At 65.6% G+C, this 24,005-nt stretch carries 24 protein-coding genes; 11 read left to right on the top strand and 13 right to left on the bottom strand.

From position 1 onward, the window contains the following. Positions 1-10: 10 nt before the first annotated feature. Both H6G99_RS07940 and H6G99_RS07935 read right to left on the bottom strand, forming a co-directional pair. Complete coding sequence (locus tag H6G99_RS07940) at positions 11-2,197, bottom strand: O-linked N-acetylglucosamine transferase, SPINDLY family protein (RefSeq protein WP_190610924.1); 2,187 nt, start codon at positions 2,195-2,197, stop codon at positions 11-13. An 88-nt stretch (positions 2,198-2,285) separates the two neighbouring features. Further along, positions 2,286-3,764: an FkbM family methyltransferase gene (locus H6G99_RS07935; protein WP_190610922.1), complete on the bottom strand. Its 1,479-nt coding sequence runs from the start codon at positions 3,762-3,764 to the stop codon at positions 2,286-2,288. Positions 3,765-4,011: 247 nt separating this feature from the next. Here H6G99_RS07935 and H6G99_RS07930 point away from each other — a divergent pair, with 247 nt between their 5' ends. Continuing rightward, the gene (locus tag H6G99_RS07930; protein ID WP_190610921.1) at positions 4,012-6,231 is read left to right on the top strand and encodes an O-linked N-acetylglucosamine transferase, SPINDLY family protein; all 2,220 of its coding nucleotides are present in this window, start codon (positions 4,012-4,014) and stop codon (positions 6,229-6,231) included. A gap of 74 nt (positions 6,232-6,305) precedes the next feature. Here the strand turns inward: H6G99_RS07930 and H6G99_RS07925 are convergent, their stop codons facing one another. The 6 genes from H6G99_RS07925 to H6G99_RS07900 all read right to left on the bottom strand — a co-directional run bounded on the left by H6G99_RS07925 (position 6,306) and on the right by H6G99_RS07900 (position 10,700). Further along, complete coding sequence (locus H6G99_RS07925; protein WP_190610919.1) at positions 6,306-7,049, bottom strand: hypothetical protein; 744 nt, start codon at positions 7,047-7,049, stop codon at positions 6,306-6,308. A 261-nt stretch (positions 7,050-7,310) separates the two neighbouring features. Beyond that, on the bottom strand, positions 7,311-7,889 hold the full coding sequence (locus tag H6G99_RS07920; RefSeq protein WP_190610918.1) for a PulJ/GspJ family protein: 579 nt from the start codon (positions 7,887-7,889) through the stop codon (positions 7,311-7,313). Positions 7,890-7,920: 31 nt separating this feature from the next. After that, entirely contained in the window at positions 7,921-8,415 is a 495-nt protein-coding gene (locus H6G99_RS07915) for a GspH/FimT family protein (protein WP_190610916.1), read from the bottom strand. Then, positions 8,402-8,806, bottom strand: coding sequence for a hypothetical protein (locus H6G99_RS07910; RefSeq protein WP_190610914.1), 405 nt, complete (start codon positions 8,804-8,806; stop codon positions 8,402-8,404). Before H6G99_RS07910 ends, H6G99_RS07915 begins: the two co-directional genes overlap by 14 nt. Positions 8,807-8,960: 154 nt before the next feature. Further along, a complete protein-coding gene (locus tag H6G99_RS07905; protein WP_353617197.1) occupies positions 8,961-10,112 on the bottom strand; it encodes an ATP-binding protein in 1,152 nt (383 codons plus the stop codon). Positions 10,113-10,187: 75 nt separating this feature from the next. Further along, on the bottom strand, positions 10,188-10,700 hold the full coding sequence (locus tag H6G99_RS07900) for a hypothetical protein (RefSeq protein ID WP_190610912.1): 513 nt from the start codon (positions 10,698-10,700) through the stop codon (positions 10,188-10,190). 103 nt (positions 10,701-10,803) lie between these two features. On the opposite strand from H6G99_RS07900, the gene H6G99_RS07895 reads away from it, so the two are divergent. Genes H6G99_RS07895 through H6G99_RS07885 form a run of 3 tightly spaced genes read left to right on the top strand, consistent with a single transcriptional unit; the run spans position 10,804 to position 12,100 of the window. Next, the gene (locus H6G99_RS07895) at positions 10,804-11,028 is read left to right on the top strand and encodes an AbrB/MazE/SpoVT family DNA-binding domain-containing protein (protein WP_094586133.1); all 225 of its coding nucleotides are present in this window, start codon (positions 10,804-10,806) and stop codon (positions 11,026-11,028) included. After that, the gene (locus tag H6G99_RS07890) at positions 11,025-11,447 is read left to right on the top strand and encodes a putative toxin-antitoxin system toxin component, PIN family (protein ID WP_199297068.1); all 423 of its coding nucleotides are present in this window, start codon (positions 11,025-11,027) and stop codon (positions 11,445-11,447) included. Before H6G99_RS07895 ends, H6G99_RS07890 begins: the two co-directional genes overlap by 4 nt. A 50-nt stretch (positions 11,448-11,497) precedes the next feature. Next, complete coding sequence (locus H6G99_RS07885; protein ID WP_190610909.1) at positions 11,498-12,100, top strand: hypothetical protein; 603 nt, start codon at positions 11,498-11,500, stop codon at positions 12,098-12,100. A 187-nt stretch (positions 12,101-12,287) separates the two neighbouring features. On the opposite strand, the gene lepA is transcribed toward H6G99_RS07885, so the two are convergent. Both lepA and H6G99_RS07875 read right to left on the bottom strand, forming a co-directional pair. Further along, entirely contained in the window at positions 12,288-14,096 is a 1,809-nt protein-coding gene (gene lepA, locus H6G99_RS07880; protein WP_094586135.1) for a translation elongation factor 4, read from the bottom strand. 76 nt (positions 14,097-14,172) lie between these two features. Continuing rightward, positions 14,173-15,648: a class I SAM-dependent methyltransferase gene (locus tag H6G99_RS07875; protein WP_286191076.1), complete on the bottom strand. Its 1,476-nt coding sequence runs from the start codon at positions 15,646-15,648 to the stop codon at positions 14,173-14,175. 257 nt (positions 15,649-15,905) lie between these two features. On the opposite strand from H6G99_RS07875, the gene H6G99_RS07870 reads away from it, so the two are divergent. The 6 genes from H6G99_RS07870 to H6G99_RS07845 all read left to right on the top strand — a co-directional run bounded on the left by H6G99_RS07870 (position 15,906) and on the right by H6G99_RS07845 (position 20,325). Beyond that, positions 15,906-16,163, top strand: coding sequence for a NifU family protein (locus H6G99_RS07870; RefSeq protein WP_199297077.1), 258 nt, complete (start codon positions 15,906-15,908; stop codon positions 16,161-16,163). A gap of 200 nt (positions 16,164-16,363) precedes the next feature. Further along, the gene (locus tag H6G99_RS07865; protein ID WP_190610905.1) at positions 16,364-17,974 is read left to right on the top strand and encodes a hypothetical protein; all 1,611 of its coding nucleotides are present in this window, start codon (positions 16,364-16,366) and stop codon (positions 17,972-17,974) included. 6 nt (positions 17,975-17,980) lie between these two features. Then, positions 17,981-18,601 carry a type IV pilus modification PilV family protein gene (locus H6G99_RS07860; RefSeq protein ID WP_190610904.1) on the top strand — a complete coding sequence of 207 codons (621 nt, stop codon included), beginning with the start codon at positions 17,981-17,983 and terminating at the stop codon, positions 18,599-18,601. Beyond that, positions 18,601-19,191 carry a pilus assembly FimT family protein gene (locus H6G99_RS07855; RefSeq protein ID WP_190610902.1) on the top strand — a complete coding sequence of 197 codons (591 nt, stop codon included), beginning with the start codon at positions 18,601-18,603 and terminating at the stop codon, positions 19,189-19,191. Before H6G99_RS07860 ends, H6G99_RS07855 begins: the two co-directional genes overlap by 1 nt. Positions 19,192-19,195: 4 nt before the next feature. Next, entirely contained in the window at positions 19,196-19,753 is a 558-nt protein-coding gene (locus H6G99_RS07850) for a PulJ/GspJ family protein (protein WP_190610900.1), read from the top strand. A gap of 11 nt (positions 19,754-19,764) precedes the next feature. After that, positions 19,765-20,325, top strand: coding sequence for a hypothetical protein (locus H6G99_RS07845; protein ID WP_190610899.1), 561 nt, complete (start codon positions 19,765-19,767; stop codon positions 20,323-20,325). Positions 20,326-20,327: 2 nt separating this feature from the next. Here the strand turns inward: H6G99_RS07845 and H6G99_RS07840 are convergent, their stop codons facing one another. Next, the gene (locus H6G99_RS07840) at positions 20,328-20,795 is read right to left on the bottom strand and encodes a type II toxin-antitoxin system VapC family toxin (RefSeq protein ID WP_190610897.1); all 468 of its coding nucleotides are present in this window, start codon (positions 20,793-20,795) and stop codon (positions 20,328-20,330) included. Continuing rightward, positions 20,792-21,043 (bottom strand): type II toxin-antitoxin system Phd/YefM family antitoxin, encoded by a 252-nt coding sequence (locus H6G99_RS07835; protein WP_094586143.1) that lies wholly within the window; start codon positions 21,041-21,043, stop codon positions 20,792-20,794. Before H6G99_RS07835 ends, H6G99_RS07840 begins: the two co-directional genes overlap by 4 nt. A gap of 91 nt (positions 21,044-21,134) precedes the next feature. Between H6G99_RS07835 and serS the strand changes: the two genes are divergently transcribed. After that, a complete protein-coding gene (gene serS, locus H6G99_RS07830; RefSeq protein ID WP_190610896.1) occupies positions 21,135-22,460 on the top strand; it encodes a serine--tRNA ligase in 1,326 nt (441 codons plus the stop codon). On the opposite strand, the gene H6G99_RS07825 is transcribed toward serS, so the two are convergent. After that, positions 22,408-24,000 (bottom strand): class I SAM-dependent methyltransferase, encoded by a 1,593-nt coding sequence (locus H6G99_RS07825; protein WP_190610895.1) that lies wholly within the window; start codon positions 23,998-24,000, stop codon positions 22,408-22,410. The two genes, serS and H6G99_RS07825, sit on opposite strands and share 53 nt — an antisense overlap. Positions 24,001-24,005: the final 5 nt, after the last annotated feature.

Here is a 24,005-nt window from a genome sequence, read left to right as displayed (position 1 = left end):
TTCGATAATTTCAATGCAGGCGGGATCCTTCCCGCCTTTTTTTTGGGGATGTTTGAACCATGGTCTCAAAACAGGTCTCCAAATCTCTTGTCAGACCAGCAGCATCGTACAGAGAACTCGTGAGCACTCGCTGTTGTAGCGCCTTCTTTTCAGAGCGGACAGAGGAATAGTCAGCAGCAAGTTGTCGGGCTATCGCTGCAAACTCCTCTGGCGTCTCTGCGATCCATCCATCAACGCCTATGGCCTTCAGTACAGAGGAGCTCATCCGAGCTGATGTGCAATCGCCACGAATGCCAATCAATGGAACACCCATTGAAAGGGTATCAAATGCTGTGGTAGCGCCACTCCATGGAGTCGTATCAAATGCTATATCAATCAAGTTAAAGTGATTCATATGCTCTTGCCAACTTGGCGTGATGCCAAGAAAGGAGACACGGGAAGATTCAATTCCAAACGTACCAAGCTCGTCATGGATGAGCTTCCGAATCGAAGAAACGCCACTCAGTCGATCCTTGATCATCAGGCAACTATTCGGAACATCCTGAAGAGCGCGGCCCCAAAAGCTCAAAGTCTTCCTGTTGAGTTTATGGAGGGAACTGAAACAACCAAACACGGGTGCCTCATGGGTGGCCAAGGACTGGGCAATCGGCACACAGTCGGAGAGACTTCGCGCCAGCCAGGGGCGGGGAAGGCGCCAGAGAGTCTCTGAAAAGTCGTCTTCAAAGTCGTCGGGTACCGTTTCCGCATCACCAATGAAGTAATCCATGGTGTCAAGCCCCGTCGTGGCATGGAAGCCGATGTAATGGCACTGCACAGGCGCACAGCGTTGCGACAGGATGAACAGGCTGGCTGAGTGGAGATAGCCAGATGTTTCAACCACGACGTCATAGGCCCCATCCCTGACAACCTGGCGTGCCTGGAACTGATCGAGGCCACCAAGATCCACCACCGCATCGGCCAGGCCCTTGAGATAGCGGCTGCGTGGCTCATCATGGGAGCAGACAAGAAGCAGGTCGACCTGGAATCGGCTGCGATCATAGTTCTCAAGAAAGGGCGTCAGGAAAAAGGCAACCACATGCTCCTTGATCTCGGCCGACAGGATGCCGATTCTGGTCTTGCGCTCGCCCGTGCCGCTGAACGCAAGCGAAGACTGACCCAGGTGAGGTTCAGCGTCAGGATCCGGGGCATCCTGGGCCTTGCGATAGCTGTTCCACAGGGAATCTGCCGTGGCCTTCATCAGGCCCACCTGCGGACGGCCGACAACGGACAAGGAAATCAGCAGGAAGTAGTGGGCCATCACATGCCCAGGATCAGCCCTTAAAATCTCTCGGTAGAGACGGATGGACGCGTCGTGTTCGCCGACCCTGAAGTGCATCTGGGCAAGACTGAGCTGGAGCAGCTCTCTTTCCCGAGCGCTCAGTTCCCACTTCAGTGCCTGCTTGTACTCAAGAATCGCAAGATCAGGCCGGTGAAGGCTGTTGTAGCAATCTCCGATATCCAGAACGACGTCGGTTGGGCAGGCATGCGTTGCAAGGGCACGCCTGAAGTAGTCAATGGCCTGCTCATGATCTCCGAGATTCTTGAATGCCGTGGCCACCAGGATATCCACCTCCGGCAACCCGGGAGAGAGAATGGCGAGCTGAAGGAGAGCTTCCAGTGCAGACGCGTTCTGGCCCGATCGCAGCAGGGCCTGAGCGTAGTGGAGCCATAGACGCTCATGGACGCCGGAGGAAACGGTGTCGGCCTCCTGCTGGAGACAGGAGGCGTAAAGCTCTGCAGCGGAATCCGGCTGATTCGATTGCAGAAGGAAGCAGCCATAGGCGTCGACCAGTCGAGGTTCAAAGGGATGAACGGAAAGGGCCCGACGGAACACATCGTCTGCGGCGGACTGTTCTGAGGCTTCGGCAACTGCCTTGGCACAATCCTCCCAGAAGGAGGGCTCAACAGGCCCGAGCCGCAGGGCTGCCTCGAGAGCCGCCGGCAGAAGGGACGCCAGATGGTGCTTGCTCACCAGCGCCATCAGTTGAAGCCACGCGTGGGGGGCGTGGCAGCGTGTGGCGAACAACTCCGACAGCTCACGGGCAGCCTGTTCACCACCGGCTGTGAGAGCTGCATCAAGAGAGGGCAGAATGCAGGCCAGCGCAGACGGCTTTTCGGGGTGCTCAACAGAACCGAGAGAGCCAGAATCAACCACCACGGTTCCAATCAAGCATCAGAATAATCGTACCATTCAAGTCTTTGGCATGCGGCCGTGGCCTGCGGAGAGTGACGGTGCCAGGGCCGGATCAGAGACACTCACTGGCGGGCGAATGGGGCGCCCGTTGGCCAAATCGTTCCTGGACCAGGCAGAGACGACGTGCCATTTCTTCATCCCCGTAGCCAAGCTTGGCGATGAGCTCGAGGCGCTGTAAGGATGCAGTTCCCATGTAAAAGGAGGAATAGGACTCAAGCCGCTCCAACTGCTCCAGAACCGCCGCCAGGATCCAGTTGCCAATGGCCCCATCACGAGGAACAAGGCTCTCGAATCGCACGCCGGGGACCAGAAACGGCTCGCTGGGATCGGCTCGCTGCTGCTGAATGATCTGCATGGACAGCTGACGCAAGGCATTGACCGCCAGCTGTCGTTCCCCACAATCCGCGGCCACCCGTGCCAGACAAGCCAGACGAAGGAAGGCAGGCTCACGGTCGCACAAGGTCTGCAGCAGCTCAAGGCTGGCGGTCAGCGCAGCGAAACGCTCGGAGGCGCTCGCGGTCTGATCCCGACTGAGTTCATGGAGGGATAGCGACTGCAGCAGCTCCTCACTGTTCCCGAGCTTCACGGTGTCCCGCCACAGGGTGGAGAGTTGCTCGCCATAGGGGCGTCGGGCGAGGGTGTGCATCCAGTCGTGATGGCCGCTGGACAAGGCACGCTGGAGCCCGGCCCGCCGGACCTGCGGCTCAGAGGCAAGGGCAGGGTCGTCCTCCGGGAGCAGGAATCCTCGGTCGGCCAGCTGCCGGGCACGATCCGGCTTGCAGCTGAACAGATTCAGCAGGTAAGGATCCGGCATGGAGCCCGCCGGGAACGGCACCAGCAGGTTCAACGCAGGAACCAGACGATAGGTCCGATATCCCAGACGTTCAAAGTTTTCAGCCAGCTCCGTATGCACCACCGCGCCAGCCTTCACCTCGTACTGGACCAAAGGGGACAACCTGGAAAGGAAGCGGCTCCCTCCCATCAGAATGCTGGCTTCTTCTCCTTCCGCATCAATCTTCAGAAAATCCAGATGCTGGAGCCCACCGCGCTCCATGAACGCATCCAGCGTGATCAGTGGGACCTCCTCACAGCGACCGCCCTCTGACGGGCTGACCACAAGAGCGTTCAGCTCAGCGTTGTCGTTCAAGGACAGCGTGGCCACACCGACCGTGCTGGAGACCGCGCAGCGCTCCAGCACAACCTGTTGGAAAGCGTTGGCGGAGATGCCAGCCGCCAGCAGATCAGCTGTCGCGGAAGCGGGCTCAAACGCCCAGACACGTCCCGCAGGCCCGACAGCCCGTGCCATGGACAGGGCATAGACACCATAGTTGGCGCCAATATCCATCACATGATCCCCCTGCTGCAACAGACAACGCACGAACTTGATCTCGTCCTCAAACCAGTCCTGCTGTTCCTTCAGCACGTAAGCCGTGATCAGATCCAGGGAGTCCGGGACGACGATCCTCACGCCATCCACCAGCGTCAGAAGGGCAGTGGCTGACATCGGCGTTTCGCTGTCGGTACCGGCCAAGAAGAGACTTCCCACAGAATCGAAGATACCAGGCCCTTCCGGTCGCCACCATAATGCCCCGGGATCACGCTGACCCTCCTGAAGGCTTCGGAAGGGGCGTCATACTGGAACATCGGAGCACTGGGGATTTCAGGAGTCGTCTGCCCGAGAGAGAAAGAAACTGTGGACCCGTTGCGCTGCACAAGCCCATGGTGACCCCCGTCCAACCGGATCGCTCGCCTTCGCCGACCTTCGTTGCCCGAGACCGATGAGGCCTTCCAAGGACTCCCTCGATGATCTCCATGCCAGCGGCCCGACGCCGTCAGCGGATCCGCAGACCTTCTACGATTGCGCCAGGCGGCACTTTCTGGCGGGATCCTACGGAGAGGCGATTACAGCCCTGAGCAGAATCCTTTCCGATGAGAGATTCTCTGTACGTGCATCCTCCAACATCGGCAGCTGCCTGCTGATGATGAACCATGTGCGGGCGGCGACACGCTACATCGATCGAGCCCTTCAACAGGATCCGAATTACATCCCCGCCCTTCTCAATCGCGTCAAGGCGCTCCAGGCTCAACAGCAGCATGAGGAGTCTCAGATTGTCTGCCAGCAGATTCTTCGCGACGACCCAACCGATGAGGCAGCCTGGGAGCACTGGGTCCGATCCCTTCTTCACACCCAGCAGAGGGAGCCGGCGCTGCAGGTCGTCAAGCGCTGGCAAGCCCAGCTCCCCGACAGCTTTCTGGCGCAGATGACGGAGGGGGAACTCCTCTACCAGCAGGGGGCCTTCGAGGACGCCATCAGACCCTTCGGCCAGGCCCTTCGAATCAACCCCGCCGCAGAGAAGGTCTACGCCCATCTGAGCGTCGTGATGATGATGCTTTACCGTCATGATGCCGCCCTTGACTACATCGACAAGGCCCTTGCCATCCAGGCGGAGTCTGTCAGGAACCGCTCCCGCAAGGCTCAGATTCTATGGCTGATGGGACGCTGGGAAGAAGCCTCCGATTGGTTTGGGAAGGCGTTCTCACTGTCACCGCAATCCGCCAATTTATTCCTCAATCAGCACCTGTGTCTGCCAGGAATTCCCGAGAGTCGGGATGAAATCGAGAAGGCTCGCGTTCGCTTCGTTAGAGGTCTGGTCTGCGCCGAGGAGGACCGGACTCTGGAGCTTGACTTTCTCGATGAGGCGGTGCCCCATACCTTTACACTCACCTACCACAACCAGCAGGATCGTGCTGTGCTGGAGCGCTATGTCGACGTGATGCGGAAGCTCGCGAGGCCCCTGTTTAGCCAGTTCCTGGAGGAGGAGAACGACAGCGAAAGGGGCGCAACGAACGGCCTGGCTCGAGACCGCCTACGGATCGGCTTTCTCTCTCAGTTCTTCACCGGACATAGCAATGCACTGGCCTTCGAGGGGCTCATTCGAAATCTCGACCGCCGAAGATTCGAGGTGATTCTTATTCACACGGCCCACGCCAGGAAGGATCAGAGCCGTGACAGTCTGGACGCTGCTGCTGAACGGGTCATTCATTTACCAGACGATCTTGTCGCGTCAGCCGGCACTCTGCGAAACCTGGATCTTGACATTCTCTTCTTCACGGATATCGGCATGAATCCCTATTCACACCTTCTGCCGCTGTTCAAAACTGCTCCCATACAGCTGACCGGGTGGGGAGTCCCCCACACGTCTGGTATCCGGGAAATCGATTACTACGTTTCAGCTGATGATCTGGAACCCACCGGATCCGAAGCGTCCTACACGGAGTCCCTCGTCAGGCTGCCGGGGGGGCTGCCCTGCTGCTTTTCCCTCCCAGACGTGGAGCTGATCCCGGTTCCCCGTGAGTATTTTTTCCTTCCCCCCGAGCACACTCTCGTTGGCTGCCTGCAGAGTCTTCACAAGCTCCATCCCGACTTCGACGATGTCCTCGAACAGATCGCTCAACAGAATCCTGAGGTTGTCTTCGTCTTTGTCGAAGACACCATTGAAGCCCGGACGGCAGCCTTCTTGGCCAGACTCAGCAGAACCGCTCCATCAGTACGCGCACGATGCGTCACGCTGGCCTCCATGCGTCGGGAGGACTATCACGCGCTTTGCCACTGCATCGACCTGCTGCTGGACCCTATCTACTACGGGTGTGGAATCACCTTCTTTGAAGCCTCCTTTGCTGGCACACCGATCCTTACCCTGGAAGGCCACAATCTTCGCTCAAGGGTTGTCGCCTGCGGATACAGGGAGATGGGCATCGAGGACCCGCCAATTGCAACATCGCCGGAAGGATACGTCATGTTGGCCAGCCAGCTGATCAACGACCCCGCCCGGAGAGACCGAATCCGGGAGAGCATTCGGCTCAGCAATCAGCGCATCTTTAACCGGCTGGACTATGTCCGAAACTTCGAAGCATTCTGCCTTCAGGCTGCTCAGTCCAGGCGGCATTCCTTGGCCCAGCCTGCGTTGAATGCTTTGGACACTGCCAACATGGTCTGACCATCATGGAGCGTTCCGAGCGAAGCCGGTCGGCACAGCGGCCAATCACGCTTGCCCGATTACGGGACGGAAAGTCAATTCTGGAGAAACCTGGATGACTCTGGAGAATGCGCGTAGGGCTGTTGATCCTCCACGAGATCATCTTGTTTTTCCAGCAGGATACAGTTCCGCGAAAAGAGAATACTTTCAGCCATGTCGATGGCTTGCGGATCCAGGCCAACGCTCATCATTCTGTACTGCAGGAGCGATTTATCCTCTTCGCACAGAAAATGCCGATTGAGATAATCTAAGGCAACTTTGAATGCCTCCATGGTCGACCAAGGATCATTGAGGCCATAATTCATGGTGTAGCCATAGAGCATACCGTTCCGCCAATAGGAAGTCTCGATATCCTCAATGACATACAAGCCGCCACTTTCAAGCAAGGACGAGAACAGACTGGAGAACGTCAGAATCTGGTGGGATGGGTGGTGGGAGCCATCATCAACAATAAAATCAATCGGGTGCCCTATGTTCTCGACTGCCGACTGCAGGCTCTGAAGATCAGACTGATCAGCCCTAATAACCTTGACGCCATCTTCTTCCCCTTCGACATCGCGATCAAAGCAGTAGATAAACACATCAGGGAAAAGTTTTCTCCAGAACTCAATGCCAGCCCCGGATCCATAGCCGATTTCGAGCATGGAAAACGCCTCCTTTTTTCGGAAGCGATGGAGGGCTTTGGAGTAGGGAATGTCGTAATGATGGGCAGACGTCTTATCCGTACCTGCATCAAGACCGGCCGTGATGATTGATTTTCGAAACAAGTCAACGTCCATGCCAAGACCACTGCCTGGGCGAATGTAGCGGCGTCTCGATCCGCCGGTGCGTCAGCCCGTCCGGCTCCGCGGCGGCCTCCAGCCCCACCACGCCGGCGGCACGGCCACCGTCGTCAACCGGATGACGACGGGATGCAGGCGGGGAACGGGCTCCGTAACCGCCGCTTGCTGCTGCGTCTGCTGGCCTGGGCTGGGCGTGGAGCTCGCAGAGATCTGGCAGGTCTGATCTCTGGCCAACCTGATGGATTTGGATCCTGCCTCTCAGCTTCCCGCCAGCACCCGCGTCTCCGTCTCCACCCGCTGGCTTCCGCCGCCCGCGGGCTCGAACTCCTGCCGCAGCCGCAGGTGAAGCAGGCCGTCGGGTTCCACGGTGGCTTCCAGCCCCGGCTGGGTGAGCCCATCCAGCAGCACCCGGTTCTGGGCCGCTCCGGTGCTCGGTTCCCCATCCAGCCCGAAGGCCGGACCACAACGCATCAGCACCCGCCGGCGCCAGATGGCGCTCGGTGGGCTGCCCACCGTGTAGGTGATCGGGCCGGCCGGTGTCTGCAACTGCAGCACCGGATCGCGGCCCCCCAGGGCGCAGGCGGCACCGGTCCCCAGGGCCAGGTCCACCCGGGTGGCCCGCTGCAGATCCCCCCGCAGCAGGGCCAGCACCCGCCGCTGCTGGCCCCGTTCCCGCACCTGGCGCACCATCCGCTCCACCTGGCGGCCATCCGCCACCAGGGCCTGCAGCACCACCCCCCACAGCAGCAACCCGAGGCTCATCGCCACCAGCAGCTCCGCCAGCGAGAAACCCGCCGGCCCCCTGACGGAACGGCCGTGGGAACACAGCAAGGCCATGGCGCAACTCCGGTGAAGAGAACAGGGCGGCTCAGCTGTGGGGATCCGGCAGGCAGCCGCCCGGCCCCTGACGTCCCAGGCGGGTGACCCCGAGGGGCAGGGCCACCACCACGCAGCGCACCAGATCGGTGCCCTCGGTGCTCAGCAGCACGGTGCCGCCGTCGATGATCAGCCCGTTGCTGGTGAAGCGCACCGCCGCCGGCAGGTTGTGGCTGACCGTCACATCCAGCCCACCGATCCCCTCCCCCAGCTCCAGGGCTGCCCCCTCGCAGGCCGGCAGGCTGCCCGCCTGGGGCTCCCGCCAGCCCGTGGCCTCCAGGCTCAGGGCACAGGGCTGGCCGCTGCGCAGGGCGGCATCCCGGCCCCGCTCCAGCCCCACCATCACCCGGCGGCTGGCCCCCTCCAGCCGAGCCAGGGCCAGCTCCCGGCTGGCGGAGCTGAACCCCAGCTGGGCCAGCAGTCCGACCAGCACCAGCGTCAGCAGGGTCTCCGGCAGGGTGAAGCCCCCCGGCTCAGGGTGTGCCACCGCCCCCTCCCTGCGGGATGCCGCAACGCCCGAGGGCTGCCGGCGCGTACAGCCGCTGGCGCGGTTCGGCTTCGCCGGCGACCGCCATCCGCAGCACCACCCCGTCGCCGCTGGGGGACACCTCCAGCTGGCGCGCCAGCCCCGGGGCGAGGGGCTGGGCCGCCAGGGCCTGCAGGAGCTGGGCCGCCGCCGTGGTGCAGTCGCCAGCCGAAGGGGCCAGGGCGCGCAGGGAGGTTTCAGCCCGCGACAGGGCGGCTTCCGCCTGCTCGAGCCGCTCCTGCTGGCGCTGCTCGGCCACGGCCGCGGCGCCCGCCAGGGCCCAGAGCTGCAGGGAGGATCCCGCAGCGGCGGTGAACAGCACCGATCCGGTCAGCAGTTCGATCAGGCTCATGGCGCCACCCTCCACGACCGTGGGGGGTGATCAAAACAAAGCCAACAAACACGTCTGGGCATGGCGATGGCAGCAACGACTTCTCCAGAGTTCCCAGCCGAGGACAGCGGCGGAAGCCATCGACAGGAGGACCCTGCTGGCATGTCGGTGCTCGTCAATGGATCGGCAGCGGCTGCCGCGGATCCACCCCCTTCAGGAAATCCCCGCAGGGGAGGCAGAGGATCCCATCGATCCGCAGCGGCTCCGCGCCCAGGTGGAGCAGGGCCACCGTGGCTTCCGGGTAGTCAGCCTGGAAAGCCTTCAGACCCTGCAGATCCCTGGAGTGAATCTGGCGGCTGCGCTTCATCTCCAGGGCCGTGAAGCTGTCGGGTCCGTACAGCACGAAATCCACCTCCCGACCCGCCTTGGTGCGCCAGTAGAAGAGTTGATCGCCGCTGCAGCGGTAGGCAATCCAGGCCCGCAGATGCTGGGCGACCAGACCCTCCAGGGCCATGCCCTCGATCTCGGCAGGGGAATCCAGCGGGCCGGCCGGCCGCAGGGATCGGAACACACCGGCATCGAAGTAGAAAAACTTCTCATGGGCCACCACCTGGCGCTTTGCCCGCCGGCTGAAGACCGGCAACCGGAAGGCCAGCAGCAGGTCCTCCAGGATCGCCAGATAGTTCTCGACGGATTTGCGGCCCACCTGGCACTCCCGCGCGACGGCGGACAGGTTGAGGGTGGAGCCATGGGAGAAGCTGATCGCTTCGAGGAACCGGGCAAAGCCGCCAAGATCGCGCACCAGCGCCTCGGCCTGCACCTCTTCCCGGAGGTACAGCGAGGCGTAGGCCCGCAGGGTCTGCTCCGGATCCTTCGCTTCCCAGACCAGGGGCACCAGCCCGAAGCGCAGAGCCCGTTCCAGACTGAAATCACCCCCCAGCTCCGCCGCCAGAAAGGGGTGCATTGACGCCGACACGAGGCGCCCGGCCAGCAGATTCCAGCTGCCGCGGCGCAGCTTTCGCGCACTGGATCCGGTCAACACGAAACGAAGACCGGGATGCTCCTCCATCAGAGCATGGACCACATCCAGCAACGCCGGAACCTTCTGCACCTCATCGATCACCACCATGGCGATGCCGGGTTCGGCGGCCACCCTCTCGCGCAAGCGTTCCGGCCTGGCCTGGTGGAGGCGCTGAGCTTCGGGATCGAGCAGGTCGAGCCGGTAGGCGCTGCCGTGGGCCTGGCGCAACCAGGTCGACTTGCCGGTGCCACGGGGACCGAACAGGAAAAAGCTTCCGGCAGGTTCCTGCAGAAATCGCCCTACCACCGCCAAATCCGCCGCCTTTCTGGAGGTATCAGCTCCAATTCTGCCTTGCCGATCCGGTCAGCAGTTCGATCAGGCTCATGGCGCCACCCCCCGCAGGCCCACCAGCCGCACGTCGGTGATCTGCGGCTGGGGCTGGGCCGGTGGCTGGGCCGGCGCCAGCTGCACCGTGAAGGCCCCCTGCCGCGCCGGCTGGCCCCCGCCGGCGGCCAGCTCCAGCAGCAGTTCGGCCGGCTGCAGTTCCGGGCGCCAGGCGACCAGGCGGTAGGAGCCCCCCAGCACCTGGCCCTGCCGCAGGGCCGCGATCGCCTGGGCCGGAGCGCAGGCCAGACCCTGGACATCCCATTGCGGCAGCGGCAGCGCCAGCAGACAGGGATGGCTGCGGTGCAGCTCCGCCAGCAGTTGCTGGCCCGCCGAGGCCAGCCGGTCCTCCGCCCGGCGCTGCTGCTGCTCCCGGATCCCCTGCAGACGCAGCTGCAGGCTGGCGGTGTGGGCCGAGAGGCTCCCCAGCAGCAGCACCAGGGACGCCCCCATGGCCAGGGGCAAGGCGAATCCCCGCTCCCCGGATCGGTGGCGGTGCAACGAGCGCATGGCGATGACAGCGAACGCCTTTTCAGGGTTCCCCCGAGGGGTCACGGGCTGCCGCCGGCCCAAAGTAAGGAATCCTTTATTCCGGACAAAGCCGGCGGCGTTCATGGTCCTGGCCAAGCGCACCAGCAAGAACCAGCTCACCTTGCCCAAGGCCGTGGTGGAGGCCGTGGGGATCGCTGACTACTACGACGTGGCGACCGAGAACGGTCGCATCGTGCTCACCCCTGTCCACCCGAATGCGGCCTCCCAGGTTCGATCCCGCCTGGAGGAGCTGGGAATCACAGAAGAGGATGTGGCCGCCGCGGTGGCATGGTCCCGCCAGGCGTGACGATCCGCGTTGTTCACAACACGAATGTGCTGGTCTCGGCGCTGTTGTTTGAGAACGGCCGCCTGGCCTGGCTGCGCCGGACCTGGCAGACAGCCGCCATCACGCCTGTGCTGAGCGAATCCTCAGCCCGCGAACTGATCCGTGTGCTCGCCTACCCCAAATTTCGGCTCACGCGGGCCGACGTTGATCGGCTGCTGGCGGATGTGCTGCCGTGGTGTGAAACCCATGCCGGCTCCCTCAAGACTTGTCAGATCCAGGTTCGCGACCCGAAAGGTCAGGTGTTTCTCGACCTGGCCCTGGCGGCTGACGTGCCGGTCCTCGTCAGCGGCGATGCCGATCTCCTCGCCCTGAGGAACCCCTTGCTCCCCTTGTTGATCCTGACGCCGGCAGAGTTTCAGATCTGGCTTGAAAATCCCTGATCCGGGCTTCGCCTGTCAGTGTTGCCATGGGAATGACGCACCAGCGCCCCATGAACGATCGCCGGCACAGGGACACCCGCGATGAGGTCGACAGCATCGTCAATCGCCACCAGCTGGACTATTCCCTGGGCCAGCTGCGGCTGGTGGGGCTGCTGCTGCTGGTGCTGGAGCTGAGCACCCTGCTGCTGGCGGGCAGCTTCGCCAGCGTCGAGGCTCCCGCCGGCCGGCTCAACGGCCTGATCGGCCTCTCCCCCGCCCTGCCGCTGCTGCCGGTGGGCTTCGGCCTCTATCTCATCGGCGGCGGCCATCGGCGCCACCCCCGCGAACAACCCTGGACCGGAGCGCTGCACCGCACCCTGCTGCCCCTGGGGCTGATCCTGCTGCTGTTGCTGCCGGCGGTCACCATCCATGACGCCGCCACCCTGTTCAGCCAGCGGCAGCTCGCCCCCGTCACACCGCTGCAGCAGCACCTGCTCAACCCCGTGCGCCTGATCACCACCCTGCTGCTGCAGGGGGTCACCGGCGCCGGGCTGGTGGTAATGCAGCTCCGCGGCCGGCGCCAGATGCGGCGGGTGGGCCTCACCCCGAGCCTGTTCTTCCGCACCGACGCCACCGGGCCCGTCCATCACCACCGGCGCCGCTCGACGGACTAGGTACGGGTGGTGGGCCGGGCGGAATCGCGCGATCGGCTGGGGGACATTGAGGCGCGGCCAGCATGATGTCCAGATCTGTACATCCTGTACAGAATCCGATTGGCGCTGCAAAAGGGTGAGACCAACCGCTGCACGAAAGGGCGCGGAGCCTTCCGATTCAGGCCCGGCCCGCCGCTTCAGAGCCAGCTCACTGATTCAGCTTCAGCACCGCCATGAAGGCCTCCTGGGGCACCTCCACCCGGCCCATGGCCTTCATGCGCTTCTTGCCCTTGGCCTGCTTCTTGAGCAGCTTCTTCTTACGGGAGATGTCGCCGCCGTAGCACTTGGCCAGCACGTCCTTGCGGATGGCGCTGATGCTCTCGCTGGCGATGATGCGGCTGCCGATCGAGGCCTGGATAGGAATCTTGAACTGCTGCCGGGGGATCAGTTCCTTGAGCTTCTCCACCAGGCTCTTGCCCACGTTGTAGGCCTTGTCACGGTGCACGATGGTGGTGAGGGGATCGGCCTTCTCGCCGTTGATCAGCACGTCAAGGCGCACCAGCTCATTTTTGCGATAGCCGATCAGGCTGTACTCCATCGAGGCGTAGCCCTTGGTGCGGCTCTTCATCTGATCGAAGAAGTCGGTCACCACTTCCGCCAGCGGCATCTCGTAGTGCAGCGTCACCCGGTCGGTGGTGATGTATTTCATGTCGATGAACTCACCGCGCCGCTCCTGGCACAGCTCCATCAGGGCGCCGTTGTACACATTGGGGGTGTAGATCTCCAGCTTCACATAGGGCTCCTCGATCGATTCCCGCTTCTGGGGATCGGGGAGGGTGGCGGGATTGTCCACCATCATGGTGCTGCCGTCGATCATGTTCACCTGGTAGATCACCGAGGGCGCGGTGACGATCAGGTCGAGGTCGTATTCACGCTCCAGCCGCTCCTGCACGATCTCCATGTGCAGCAGGCCGAGGAAGCCGCAGCGGAAGCCGAAGCCCATGGCGCTGCTGGTCTCCGGCTCGTACTGCAGCGCCGCATCGGAGAGCTGCAGCTTGTCGAGGGCTTCCCGCAGGTCGGGGTACTGGTCGGCGTCGGTGGGGAACAGGCCGCAGAACACCATCGGCGTGGCCTCGGCGTAGCCGGGCAGCGGTTCACTCGCCGGGTTGGCCGCCAGGGTGATGGTGTCGCCGACGCGGGCATCGGCCACCGCCTTGATCGAGGCGGCCAGGTAGCCCACCTCACCGGCATGGAGGCTGTCCACCTGGCGCTGGTCCGGCGCCATCACCCCCACCTCGTCGAGTTCCACCACCTTGCCGCTGGCCATCAGCAGCACCTTGTCCTTGCGGGCGATCACACCGCTGATCACCCGGAAGTAGACGATCACGCCCCGGTAGGGGTCGTAGTAGGAGTCGAAGATCAGGGCCCTCAGCGGTTCATCCGCCTGGTCCGGCGGCGCCGGCACTCGGTCCACCACCGCCTGGAGGATCTCCGGCACCCCCAGGCCCGTCTTGGCGGAGCAGTTGATGGCCGTGGAGGTGTCGAGGCCGATGATCGCTTCGATCTCCGCCTTGATCCTGTCGGGATCGGCCCCGGGCAGGTCGATCTTGTTGAGCACCGGGATGATCTCCAGATCGTTCTCCAGCGCCAGGTACACGTTGGCCAGCGTCTGGGCCTCCACCCCCTGGCTGGCATCCACCACCAGCAGGGCGCCCTCGCAGGCCAGCAGGCTGCGGCTCACCTCGTAGGAGAAATCGACGTGGCCCGGGGTGTCGATCAGGTTGAGGATGTAGGTCTGGCCGTCGGCGGCCTTGTACTCCATGCGGGCGGCCTGGAGCTTGATCGTGATGCCCCGCTCCCGCTCCAGCTCCATGTTGTCGAGGAACTGGGCCTGCATGTCCCGGGCGGCCACGGTGCCGGTGTCCTGCAGCAGGCGGTCGGCCAGGGTCGATTTCCCGTGGTCGATGTGGGCGATGATGCAGAAGTTACGGATCCGCTGGGCGGGAACGTCGGTCATGGGCGCCCGGAGGCTCAGCCGCGAAGGGAACAAGGGTCCGATCCTAGGCAGAGCCCCCGGGGGGCCTCGGCGGCGATCAGGCGCCGAGGCCGAGGCGCCGCAGCACCGGCAGGCGCCCTGAGGCGAAGGAGTCCCAGAACTCCTGGAGCTGGCCCAGGGCCACGTCAGGGTCCTCGATCGGCTGCCCCTCGGGATCCTTCACGCTGCCGCCCGCCATGGTGATGCCCATCCACACCATCTGGGCCACCCCCTCGGACGGCAGGCCCGAATCGGCCACCTGCAGGAAGAACGACTCCAGCGTGCTGATGGTGACCGGCTGGTGCAGGACAGGCGAGAGCAGGGCACCGATCTCCTCGCCCGCCGTGATCTGGTCGAGGCAGCGCTGATTGAACCCGGTGGTGGCCGTACCAAGGGCCTCCCTGCCTGCGCCTGAAAAGCTGAAGCCGATGACACCACCGTGAAGCAGCAAGGACAGCCGCCTTAGCAGCTCATCGAAGTCAAGCGACAGCTGCTCCATGAGATCACCCAGTGGCCTACGGAATTCGCCGAGGAGACTCTTCAACTGCTGAGTGAACGCAGGATCCAGGGAAAAGCGGCCTAAAGCGATGTCAAAGTCATGGGGGTCTTCCCCGCTCTGAGTCAATGAAACCAGTCCTACTTCAGCGAGTCGCTCGCGTCGCCAGGCAGGGGACGGCAGGCATGGTCCCTTAACAAAAAGATCACGGCGGAATGACTGGACAATCGCCAGATCCAGGAGCACCTCTCGCATCAAGGGGTCCGATGCTTCCATCACCAGCGAGCGCCTGCCGGGATCAAGCAGTTCTGGGAACAGCTCAGGCAGATTGGCCGAACCCACGTAGGAGAGGCTGTGGGTGGAGCACAACCGATGCATGGGTCCCACATACAGGGGTTGATGGGCAGCCTGAAACTCACCAACCAGGTAGGCCTCTGATGCCCCCTGCAGCGCCCTCATGTCCTCCCGCAATCCTGGGAGTTCCTGGCCGAGCGGCCAGGGGTCTGCGGCAGCACCGGTCAACCTGTTCAGAAGCTCCGCCGACTTCCTGATCCCGGCTGGTGTGGTGCTTCCTCCTGTTCGAAGCGATTCCTCCACACTGAGCATCTGCAGGGTGCTGCGACGCAGCCAACCCGGATAGGTGTTGTAGGAGCAATAGAAGATCCCACCGGGCCGCAGCAGTTCGCTTGCCGCGGCGATCAGAGCCTTTCTCACCTCCCCCCCCACCCAGCTCGCCACCCCGTGGGCGACGACGAAGTCGTAGGACTCAGGCCAGCCCCGGCAGGGGCCGCTGCTGGGCAGGCCGCCGGCAAAGGCCGTCAGATCCGCCAGGGCGAAATGCACGTTGCTGAGGCCCAGCTCCTGAGCCTTGGTGGTGGCAGCGGCGATGTGGGTCGGGTTCAGGTCCACGCCGTAGAAACTGGCCTCGGGGTGGGCGGCCGCGTTGAACAGCAGGTTCAGCCCGTGGCCGCAACCGAAATCCAGGTACTGGAAGCCTCTGCCGATCAGGCGGGGGTCAAGCCGGTGGCGTCCCCCCATCAGCGTGGCCAGCACGAGCCAGGACACGGACAGCTCCCGGTGCAGGAAGGCCGGATAGGTCTTCTCTGTGGGATAGGTGGGGGTGGGGTCCATCCCGGCAATGCGGTGCTGTGCGAGCAGGATGCCTCAGGAACCGGGCCCTGCCACCTGGTGCAGGGTTCGTCGGCCCCACGGAGACGGCGCCTAAGCTCGTTTCAGTGCGTAACCGAGCCATGACCACCGAAACTGCCAGCCCCGAGACCGCCGACGCCGGGACCATGGCGTCCGCCGTGGAGAGCGACCCCCGCGCCCTCACCATCGAGAACGTGGAGCGGGTGCTCGACGAGCTGCGCCCCTACCTGATGGCCGATGGCGGCAACGTCGAGATCGTCGAGATCGACGGTCCGGTGGTGAAGGTGCGGCTGCAGGGCGCCTGCGGTTCCTGCCCCAGCAGCACCATGACCCTGAAGATGGGCATCGAGCGCAAGCTGCGCGAGGCGATCCCCGAAGTGAACGAGGTGGTGCAGGTGCTCTGAACCCTGCCGGAATGAACCTGGAACCGCCCCCCGTCCGGGGGGCTTTTTTCATGGCCGATTGTCAGCGTTCTCTTCCGATCCCCCCAGCCGATTACGTCACGGTTCTCAATCCCTCCGGGTGATCCGGGGGTACGTTGAAGGGGCAGCAGAAGTGCTGCGGCGAATGGGGTTCCTGTCCACGTCGGAGGAGGCCTGGAGCGATGACGGGTCGGCTGCTGCTGCTGACGCTGGCGGGCACCCGCAGGCCCCGCGATGCCAGGGGCTTCATGGTCGCCTGCTTCCTGATCATCATGGCCGTGCTCCTGGGGGGGCTGGCCGTGGCGAAGCGATCCTCCATGGCGGAGCTGGCCTCGGCGTACCAGAGCCAGGCCCGGGATGCCCGGGCCGCGGCCGACATCGGCATGACGGCGGTGGTGAGTGAGCTGAACCGCCACCGCAACCGCCAGCTGCTGGTCAACGCCTGCCTGCTCGAGACATCCACGCCCGCCGCCATCGCCGTCAACAACGCCGTCAAGGTGCCGGATGGCCGGGCCTTCGCCAACGTGGGCGCCACCTTCCCCACCGCCGGGGCCCTCCCCACCGCCCAGACGATCAACGTCGGCGACGGCTCCCAGCAGCGCTGGCGGCTGGTGGATGTGGACTGCTCCGCCGCCACCGCCGCCAGCGTGCGCCAGGGCACCCTGGCCAACCCCATGACCGGGGTCGCCGCCGTGCCCCCCTCCGCCGGCCAGCTCACCCTCACCGTGCGCGGTTTCGCCCTCCGCGGCGGCTCCGTCGTGGCCGCCAGCACCCTGCAGCAGACCCTGGAGGTGGTGCCCAAGTGCCTCGACCGCAGCCTGCGCGGCCTGGGCAACAGCTTCGGCAACGACATCCGCCGCTGCAGCCTGGCGCCGGGCTTCGGCTTCGTGGCCGGTGCCGCCGACGACAACACCGGCGATCTGGTGATCTCCGGCGGCGCCTACAACCTCAACGTTGATCCGGTCACCTGCATTGCGTCCTTTGCCGGGGGCTGCGTCGACGGCCTGGCCCACACCAGCGTCAACGTGGTCGACGTCAACCTGCCGCCACCGCTGCCCACCGCCAACGCCACCTGCCGCAGCGCCTCGCCCCCGGCCAGTTGCAACGTGACCGTGACCAGCGACCTGACCCTGGCCAGCCGCAACTTCGCCAGCTGGCCCGCCCCCTGGAACACGCTCTGCACCCGCGAGGACGAGAACGGCGGCGCCTCACCCCCCGGCACGTTCCAGACCATCTCCTGCAGCCTCAACCGCCTCAGCACCGGCAACAACGTCGAACTGTTCTTCGACACCAGCGGCAGCACCGCCGCCAGCACGATCCCGGTGCGGCTGCACTTCCCCAACGCCTCCACCAGTGGGCAGAAGAGCGTCACCCGGGGGAACGGCTCCTCCGGCATCTTCCAGTGCGATTCCGATGCCGGCGCCATCACCTGCTCCACCAGCACCCAGGGCGCCCCCCGCGCCGCCGACCTGGCCCTGTTCGGCTGCCGCCCCGGGGCGCCCGCCCCCTGCGGGGCCCAGTTCCTCGACCTGGGCAACGGCAACGGCGCCTCCCAGAGCATGTTCCTGTACTTCCCCCTCGGCAGCATCGAGATGGGCGGCACCCCGGACTTCAAGGGGGTCATCTGGACGAACGACTTCCGGGCCAACGGCAACATCACCGTCACGATCTCCCCGACCGATCTGGAGAGCGTCTGCGGGCTGATGAAGTTCTGCGGCGGCGACGATTCCCTCTATGAGTCCTTTGCGATCGATTACGTCACCAGGGCCGTCAGACGTCTCACCTACTCCTGAGCCACCGTGAAAGCCTTCCATCCCACTGCCTTCCATCCACCCCCCCTTCCCCCGCCCCGCCGCAGCCGCGGCGCCGGTGGCTTCTCCCTGGTGGAACTGATGGTGTCGTCGGTGCTGCTGGTGCTGGCCCTCACCGGCACCTCGGTGCTGTTCGTGGAGTCCAACCGCTCCTCGGCGGCGGCGGAGACGCGCTACCGCCAGCAGGCCCTGGTGGACACCGATCTGGCCCGGGTGCGGCGGCTCAACGATCGCTACACCTGCAGCACCGGCACCTGCACCAGCCTGGGCAGCGTGGAGCTCTCCAAGAACGATTTCTTCCCGCCGCCCACCTCCACGGCCGCCAACGGCAACAGCAGCGCCGGCCAGCTCTTCGAGGCCCTGTGCAACTCCACCAGCCTGATCACCCAGTTGGTGGCCGACATCGGCGCCACCCCCTCGACCCTCACGGCGGCCGGCATCACCTACAGCATCGACGCCGCCAACCAGGGGCAGCAGACCGTGAGTGAATTCGGCACCAACGTGGTGCGCAACCTTCACCGCTACACGATCTCCTACACGAACAGCAGCAGCGGCGAACTGCTGCGCCGGGTCACGCTCGTGCCCACCACCGTCGCCTGGTGCCCCTGATGAAAAAACACCCCTCCAACGCCGGCTTCACCATGATCGAAACCACCGTGGTGGTGGTGATCGTGGGCATCCTCGCCGCCGTCGGCCTCGCCGCCTCCGGCAATGAATGGCGGCGCGAGCGGGTCAATGCGGTGGCCACCGAACTGGCGGGCTGGCTGGAGGGGGTGCGGCGCACATCGCTGAAGGGCAATGCCTGCCAGGTGACCATCAGCGGCGGCAACCTCACAGGCGGCGCCATCCTCGCCAGCGCCTCGGAGCTGATCGCCGGCACGGCCATCGCCAACCCGACCATCGCCAACAACTGCCTCACCGGCCAGCCGATGCAGATCAGCGAAACCCTCGGCTCCTCCACCTACACGATCGCCCCGGGCGGCACCACCAGCTTCAAGTTCACCCCCCGCGGCACGGTCAATGCCGCGGCCGCCGACGCCCAGCTCAACGCCCCGGTGGTGATCCAGATCTCCCTGGCGGGCAGCAGCGGGCCGATGCGCTGTGTGCGCATCTCCGAAGGCCTCGGCCTGATCAGTGTGGGCGCCAGCAACTCCAGCGGCGGCACCTGCCCGGACAGCAGCTACGGAGGCACCCTCTGACGCCATGAACCACCCCACCTCCCACCTTCAGCGCAAACGCCGGCACCAGCGGCGGCGCCCCCGGCACCGGGGCTTCACCATGGTCGAACTGCTGATCACCTCCGTGATCATGGGCGTGATCTTCGCCACCGGCAGCAACGTGATGGTGACCCAGATCCGGGTGTCCTCCCAGCAGGAATCGCTGCGGCGGCTGCAGGACCACTGGGGCCGCATCAACCACCTGCTCGACAGCGAGATCACCGAATCGGCCTCGGCCACGGCCGTCCCCGGCACGTCCCTCACCCTCACCCTGGCGGGGGGACAGACGATCACCTACGCCTACAACGGCGGCACCCGGACCATGACCCGGACGGGCCCGCCCATCAACGACAACGGCACCCTCAACCTCACCGGTGGCACGGCCAACGTGTCCTCGGTGCTGCTCACCAACGTCGACGCCTTCGCGCCCACCCTCAACAACAGCCGCGAACCGGCCTACACCCTGGCCCTCAGCGACGGGCTGGGGGCATCGTTCACTGGACTGTCGAGCTCCAGTCGCTCGCGCACCTCCAGCTTCCCCTGACCGCCGCCCCCATGCGTGCCCGCCCCCCGGCCCCGCGGCCGGCGCTCCTGCTGCCGTTCCTGCTGCCGTTCCTGCTGCTGCCGCTGCTGCTGCCGGCGTGCCGGCGGCCCACGGTGGAGGTGAGCGAGAGCCAGCGGGCCGCCTGCCGCGGTGAGGCCGAGAGCGCCGCCACCCCCGAGGAGGCGCTGCGGCGCAACGCCGACTGCCTGGCCGCCGCGCTCCGGGACCACGACAAACCACCGGCTCCTTCCGTACAGCCGCCGGCGGTGGTGGCGCCGCCGGCCCCGGCGCCCATCGATCGCTACCGCTACTGCCGGGTGCACCAGGAGGATGTGCAGGCCGCTTCGGCCCGGCTCACCAACGCCGCCAAGCCCTGGATGGTGGCCCAGAAGCGCCACGCCCCCGGCAGCGAGGAGTACCGCGACGCCCAGCAGGCCTACGACGCGGCGGTGGCGGAGCTGGAACGGCTGCTGCCCCCGGAGATCCGCAACGGCATGGATCTGCTGCCCACCGCCGCCGAGGCCTACAGCCGCTGCGATCGCCAGGTGATCGAAGGAACCTCCGGTCCGTAGAGCTAAGGGTCAGGGCTGATCGCGTGGTGGCTCAGGCCCAGGGCGGCGGCGACCCTGATCAGCGCCTGGTCGGCTGTGGCGAGGACCAACACCTCCCGGCTGGCGATGGCCAGGTGGAGGGCATCCCCGCCGCGCAGCGGCAGGCTCCCCAGCTCCTGCAACCACTGCCTGGCCTGCAGGAAATCGGTTCCCCGCGGTTCCAGCAATCGCAGGCGCTCGCGGCGGAAACACTCGAATTCGGCATGAACGGCCCCGGCACGGTCTTCGGTGAGGTCACCCCGGCGTACGCAGAGGGCCACGACGGCGGCGAACTCCACCAGCACCCAGTGGCTGATCCAGAGGGGCGTATTGCCCTGGCTGAGAAACCACTGCTCCGCCGCAGGGAAACCGGTGTCGTTCAGGAAAAGCGACAGCAACACGCAGGTGTCGACATAGGTCCCCACCATCGGGTCCCGGCGTCGGGGCGTCATCCCCGATCCCGCCGCAGCTCATCGACGAGGGCCACCGCGTTCCCCGCAAAGGGGGGCTGGTGGTCGTGGAACCGCCGCAGCCGCTCCGGCCAAGACAGCGGACCTTCCTCCTCTGGGGCAGGACTTTCCCGCACCAGCCGGGCCACAGGCTGGCCGCGGCGGGTGATCACCACCTCGTCGCCCATCTCGACCGCATCCAGAAGGGCGGAGAGCTGCGCTTTCGCTTCAGCCAGACCAACAGATCGCATGGTCAGGTGGTCAGAAGGTCCGCCAACTGTAGGGCCGGTGTCCACCTGGGACGCCGGTCCGTAGGCTGCCCCCAAGACGATTGGCCCTCCCGTGCTGGATCAGCGCCTGCTGCGCAACGACCCGACGCTGATCACCGGCCCCCTGGCGCGGCGCGGCATGGCCACCGACCTCTCAGGCCTGCGCCAGCTGGCCCTGGAGGCCCGCGACCTGGAGCAGCGGCGCAGTGAGCTGCAGGCGGAGGGCAACCGCATCGGCAAGGAGGTGGGAGAGCGGATCCGGGCCGGCGCCGCCCCGGGCGGCGAGGAGGTGAAGGAGCTGCGGGAGCAGGGCAACCGCATCAAGCGCCAGGTGGGGGAGCTGGAGGAGCAGGAGAAGGGGATCGAGGCCCAGCTGCTGGAGCAGCTGATGGTGCTGCCCAACCTGCCCTCGCCCCTCTGCCCCAGCGGCCGCAGCGAGGCCGACAACGTGGAGGTGAAGCGCTGGGGCACGCCGCGCGTTGCCGCCGGGGGCGAGGAGCTGCAGGAGCACTGGCAGATCGCCGAACGGCTCGGCATTGTCGACACCGAGCGCTCGGTGCGCATCGCCCAGAGCCGTTTCGTCACCCTGCTGGGCCAGGGGGCAAGGCTGGAGCGGGCGTTGATCAGCTTCATGCTCGATCGCCACGGCCAGCGCGGCTACACCGAGGTGCTGCCGCCGGTGCTGGTGAACACCGCCAGCCTCACCGGCTCCGGCCAGCTGCCCAAGTTCGCCGAGGAGAGCTTCCGCTGCGCCGACGACGACCTCTGGCTCACCCCCACCGCCGAGGTGCCGGTCACGTCCCTGCATCGCGGCGAGGTGCTCGGCGCCGAGCAGCTGCCGCTGAAGTACGCCGCCTACACCCCCTGTTTCCGCCGCGAGGCCGGCTCCTACGGCCGCGACACCCGCGGCCTGATCCGCCTGCACCAGTTCAACAAGGTGGAGCTCTACTGGTTCGTGGCCCCGGAGGACTCCGAGGCGGCCCATGAGCAGCTCACCTTGGATGCCGAAGCGATTCTGGAGGCCCTTGAGCTTCCCTACCGGCGCCTGGAGCTGTGCACGGGCGATCTGGGCTTCTCCGCCGCCCGCACCTACGACCTGGAGGTGTGGCTGGCGGGCGCCGGCACCTACCGGGAGATCTCCAGCTGCAGCACCTGCGGCGATTTCCAGGCCCGGCGGGCCTCGATCCGCTTCCGCGACGGCAAGACCACCCGCCTGCTCCACACCCTCAACGGCAGCGGCCTGGCCGTGGGCCGCACCATGGCCGCCCTGCTGGAGGCGGGCCAGCAGCCGGACGGCAGCGTCAGTCTGCCGGCGGCGCTGGTGCCCTACTTCGGGGCCGAGGCCCTCACGCCGGCAGGGCCCCCAGCCGCCGCAGCTGGGGCAGCCGCAGGGCGATGAAGTCGGCGGTGATGCGTTCGATCGAGCGCATCTGGGCCTGGGGGTCCTCGACGACCGTCTTGTCGGCCTCGAGGAGCTGCACGCCCATCTGCTGCAGCCCCAGCAGCACGCAGGTTCCCAGCATCGGCCCCTCCAGGCCGTCCGAGAGGGCCCGGTGGATCAGCACCTCCACCGGGGAGATGGAGGTCACCGCCCCCAGGCGGGGCAGCAGGAGGGAGCCGTAGGAGCGGCCCTGTTCGATCAGCTGGAACAGGGCGGCGTTGACGCGCTGGGCCTCGGGGGCCGCCGCCTCCCCGGCGTCGCCGCGATCGAGGCCGATCCGGCTGACGTGGAGCAGCATGGCCGCGATCAGCAACACCCCCTCAGGCGTCTTGTCGCTGAGGGCCACCAGCTCGGCCAGGGTGCGCGGCCCGTCGTGGACCGCGGCTTCGATCGGTCCGTAGACCTTCGGATCGCCGACCACCTGCCCGAAGGTGGTGGTGAACAGATAGGGGTCGTCGTCCTTGTCCTCGGCGGCAGCCGCCGGCGGACCCTCCAGCCTCTGCACCGCCAGCGCCGCCAGCCGCTCCTCGGCCTGAAGCCGGGTGAGGGGGAGGGCCCCCTTGACGAACAGGTCGCGGCGGAAGGCCTTGTTGGTCGCCAGATCGATCAGGGTCTGGCGGATCAGGGGGTTCTCCTCCTCGAGCACCGCCTCCTTCAGGGAGGGGGCCAGCAGCTCGTCGAACAGTTCCGGCAGGGTGGCGCTGCCGAGATGGCGCAGCTTGTGGCGGCTGCAGCGCCGGTGCATGTCGGCCACATAGAGGGGCTGCCAGCCTTCGCAGCCGTACTCACCGCAGAGGTAGTCGGGATTGTCCTGGCTGATCCAGGCCAGCTCCCCATCCAGGGAGGGGAAGGCGCTGCCCAGGGGCGTGGGCGCGTCCGCCGTTCCGATCAGCCGCCGCAGGCTGGCGACGGTTCGGTGGATCGTCGCCAGCGGTTGGCTGGGGTCGCTGCGGCCCGATTCGAGGGCGTAGAGCTTCTGGAAGGCCGAGCGGGCCAGCCAGCCCGGATGGGTGTTGTAGGAGCAGTAGAACAGCCCCCCGGGCCTCAGGGCCAGGGACGCCAGCTCCAGCAGGGCCTCCTGCACCGATTCGCCGATCCAGGTGGCGATGCCGTGGGCGGTGACGTAGTGGTACGGGCCGGTGTGCCCGGGCAGCCAGCCGAGCGGCGAGGGATCCCGCTGCAGGGCCACGAAATCGGCCTCGAGAAAGCGGATGTTGGTGAGGCCCAGCTGGGCCACGAGCCACTCGGAATGGCTGATGTGCTCGGGGTGGAAATCGACGCCGACGAACGATCCTTCGGGGTAGTTGGCCGCCAGCAGGGCGAGGCCGAAACCCATGCCGCTGCCGAGCTCGAGGTAGGAGAACGGGCTGCCGTCCCGCGGCCGCGGCGGCGTGTGGCCCTTGACGAGGGAGGCGAAATCCAGCCAGTTGGGGGCCAGTTCCCGGTAGGTGCCGCAGGTGTAGGTGGATTGCGAGTAGTAGCCGCGATCCCAGTGCATGGAGG

This window comes from Synechococcus sp. FACHB-909 (genome assembly GCF_014698945.1).
Taxonomy (GTDB): domain Bacteria; phylum Cyanobacteriota; class Cyanobacteriia; order PCC-6307; family Cyanobiaceae; genus Cyanobium.
Note: the sequence above shows the minus strand (reverse complement) of the source record. Positions and strands in the feature narration are given on the sequence as shown.

What these genes read in the sequence shown, in the direction of transcription:
- lepA (WP_094586135.1), bottom strand. Translation starts at nt 14,096, where the DNA reads ATGACCGACGTTCCCGCCCAGCGGATCCGTAACTTCTGCATCATCGCC.
- H6G99_RS07845 (WP_190610899.1), top strand. Translation starts at nt 19,765, where the DNA reads ATGCGTGCCCGCCCCCCGGCCCCGCGGCCGGCGCTCCTGCTGCCGTTC.
- H6G99_RS07865 (WP_190610905.1), top strand. Translation starts at nt 16,364, where the DNA reads ATGACGGGTCGGCTGCTGCTGCTGACGCTGGCGGGCACCCGCAGGCCC.
- H6G99_RS07925 (WP_190610919.1), bottom strand. Translation starts at nt 7,049, where the DNA reads ATGGACGTTGACTTGTTTCGAAAATCAATCATCACGGCCGGTCTTGAT.
- H6G99_RS07930 (WP_190610921.1), top strand. Translation starts at nt 4,012, where the DNA reads ATGAGGCCTTCCAAGGACTCCCTCGATGATCTCCATGCCAGCGGCCCG.
- H6G99_RS07850 (WP_190610900.1), top strand. Translation starts at nt 19,196, where the DNA reads ATGAACCACCCCACCTCCCACCTTCAGCGCAAACGCCGGCACCAGCGG.
- H6G99_RS07825 (WP_190610895.1), bottom strand. Translation starts at nt 24,000, where the DNA reads ATGCACTGGGATCGCGGCTACTACTCGCAATCCACCTACACCTGCGGC.
- H6G99_RS07875 (WP_286191076.1), bottom strand. Translation starts at nt 15,648, where the DNA reads ATGGGGGGACGCCACCGGCTTGACCCCCGCCTGATCGGCAGAGGCTTC.
- H6G99_RS07870 (WP_199297077.1), top strand. Translation starts at nt 15,906, where the DNA reads ATGGCGTCCGCCGTGGAGAGCGACCCCCGCGCCCTCACCATCGAGAAC.
- H6G99_RS07910 (WP_190610914.1), bottom strand. Translation starts at nt 8,806, where the DNA reads ATGAGCCTGATCGAACTGCTGACCGGATCGGTGCTGTTCACCGCCGCT.
- H6G99_RS07840 (WP_190610897.1), bottom strand. Translation starts at nt 20,795, where the DNA reads ATGACGCCCCGACGCCGGGACCCGATGGTGGGGACCTATGTCGACACC.
- H6G99_RS07855 (WP_190610902.1), top strand. Translation starts at nt 18,601, where the DNA reads ATGAAAAAACACCCCTCCAACGCCGGCTTCACCATGATCGAAACCACC.
- H6G99_RS07900 (WP_190610912.1), bottom strand. Translation starts at nt 10,700, where the DNA reads ATGCGCTCGTTGCACCGCCACCGATCCGGGGAGCGGGGATTCGCCTTG.
- H6G99_RS07895 (WP_094586133.1), top strand. Translation starts at nt 10,804, where the DNA reads ATGGTCCTGGCCAAGCGCACCAGCAAGAACCAGCTCACCTTGCCCAAG.
- H6G99_RS07885 (WP_190610909.1), top strand. Translation starts at nt 11,498, where the DNA reads ATGAACGATCGCCGGCACAGGGACACCCGCGATGAGGTCGACAGCATC.
- H6G99_RS07835 (WP_094586143.1), bottom strand. Translation starts at nt 21,043, where the DNA reads ATGCGATCTGTTGGTCTGGCTGAAGCGAAAGCGCAGCTCTCCGCCCTT.
- H6G99_RS07920 (WP_190610918.1), bottom strand. Translation starts at nt 7,889, where the DNA reads ATGGCCTTGCTGTGTTCCCACGGCCGTTCCGTCAGGGGGCCGGCGGGT.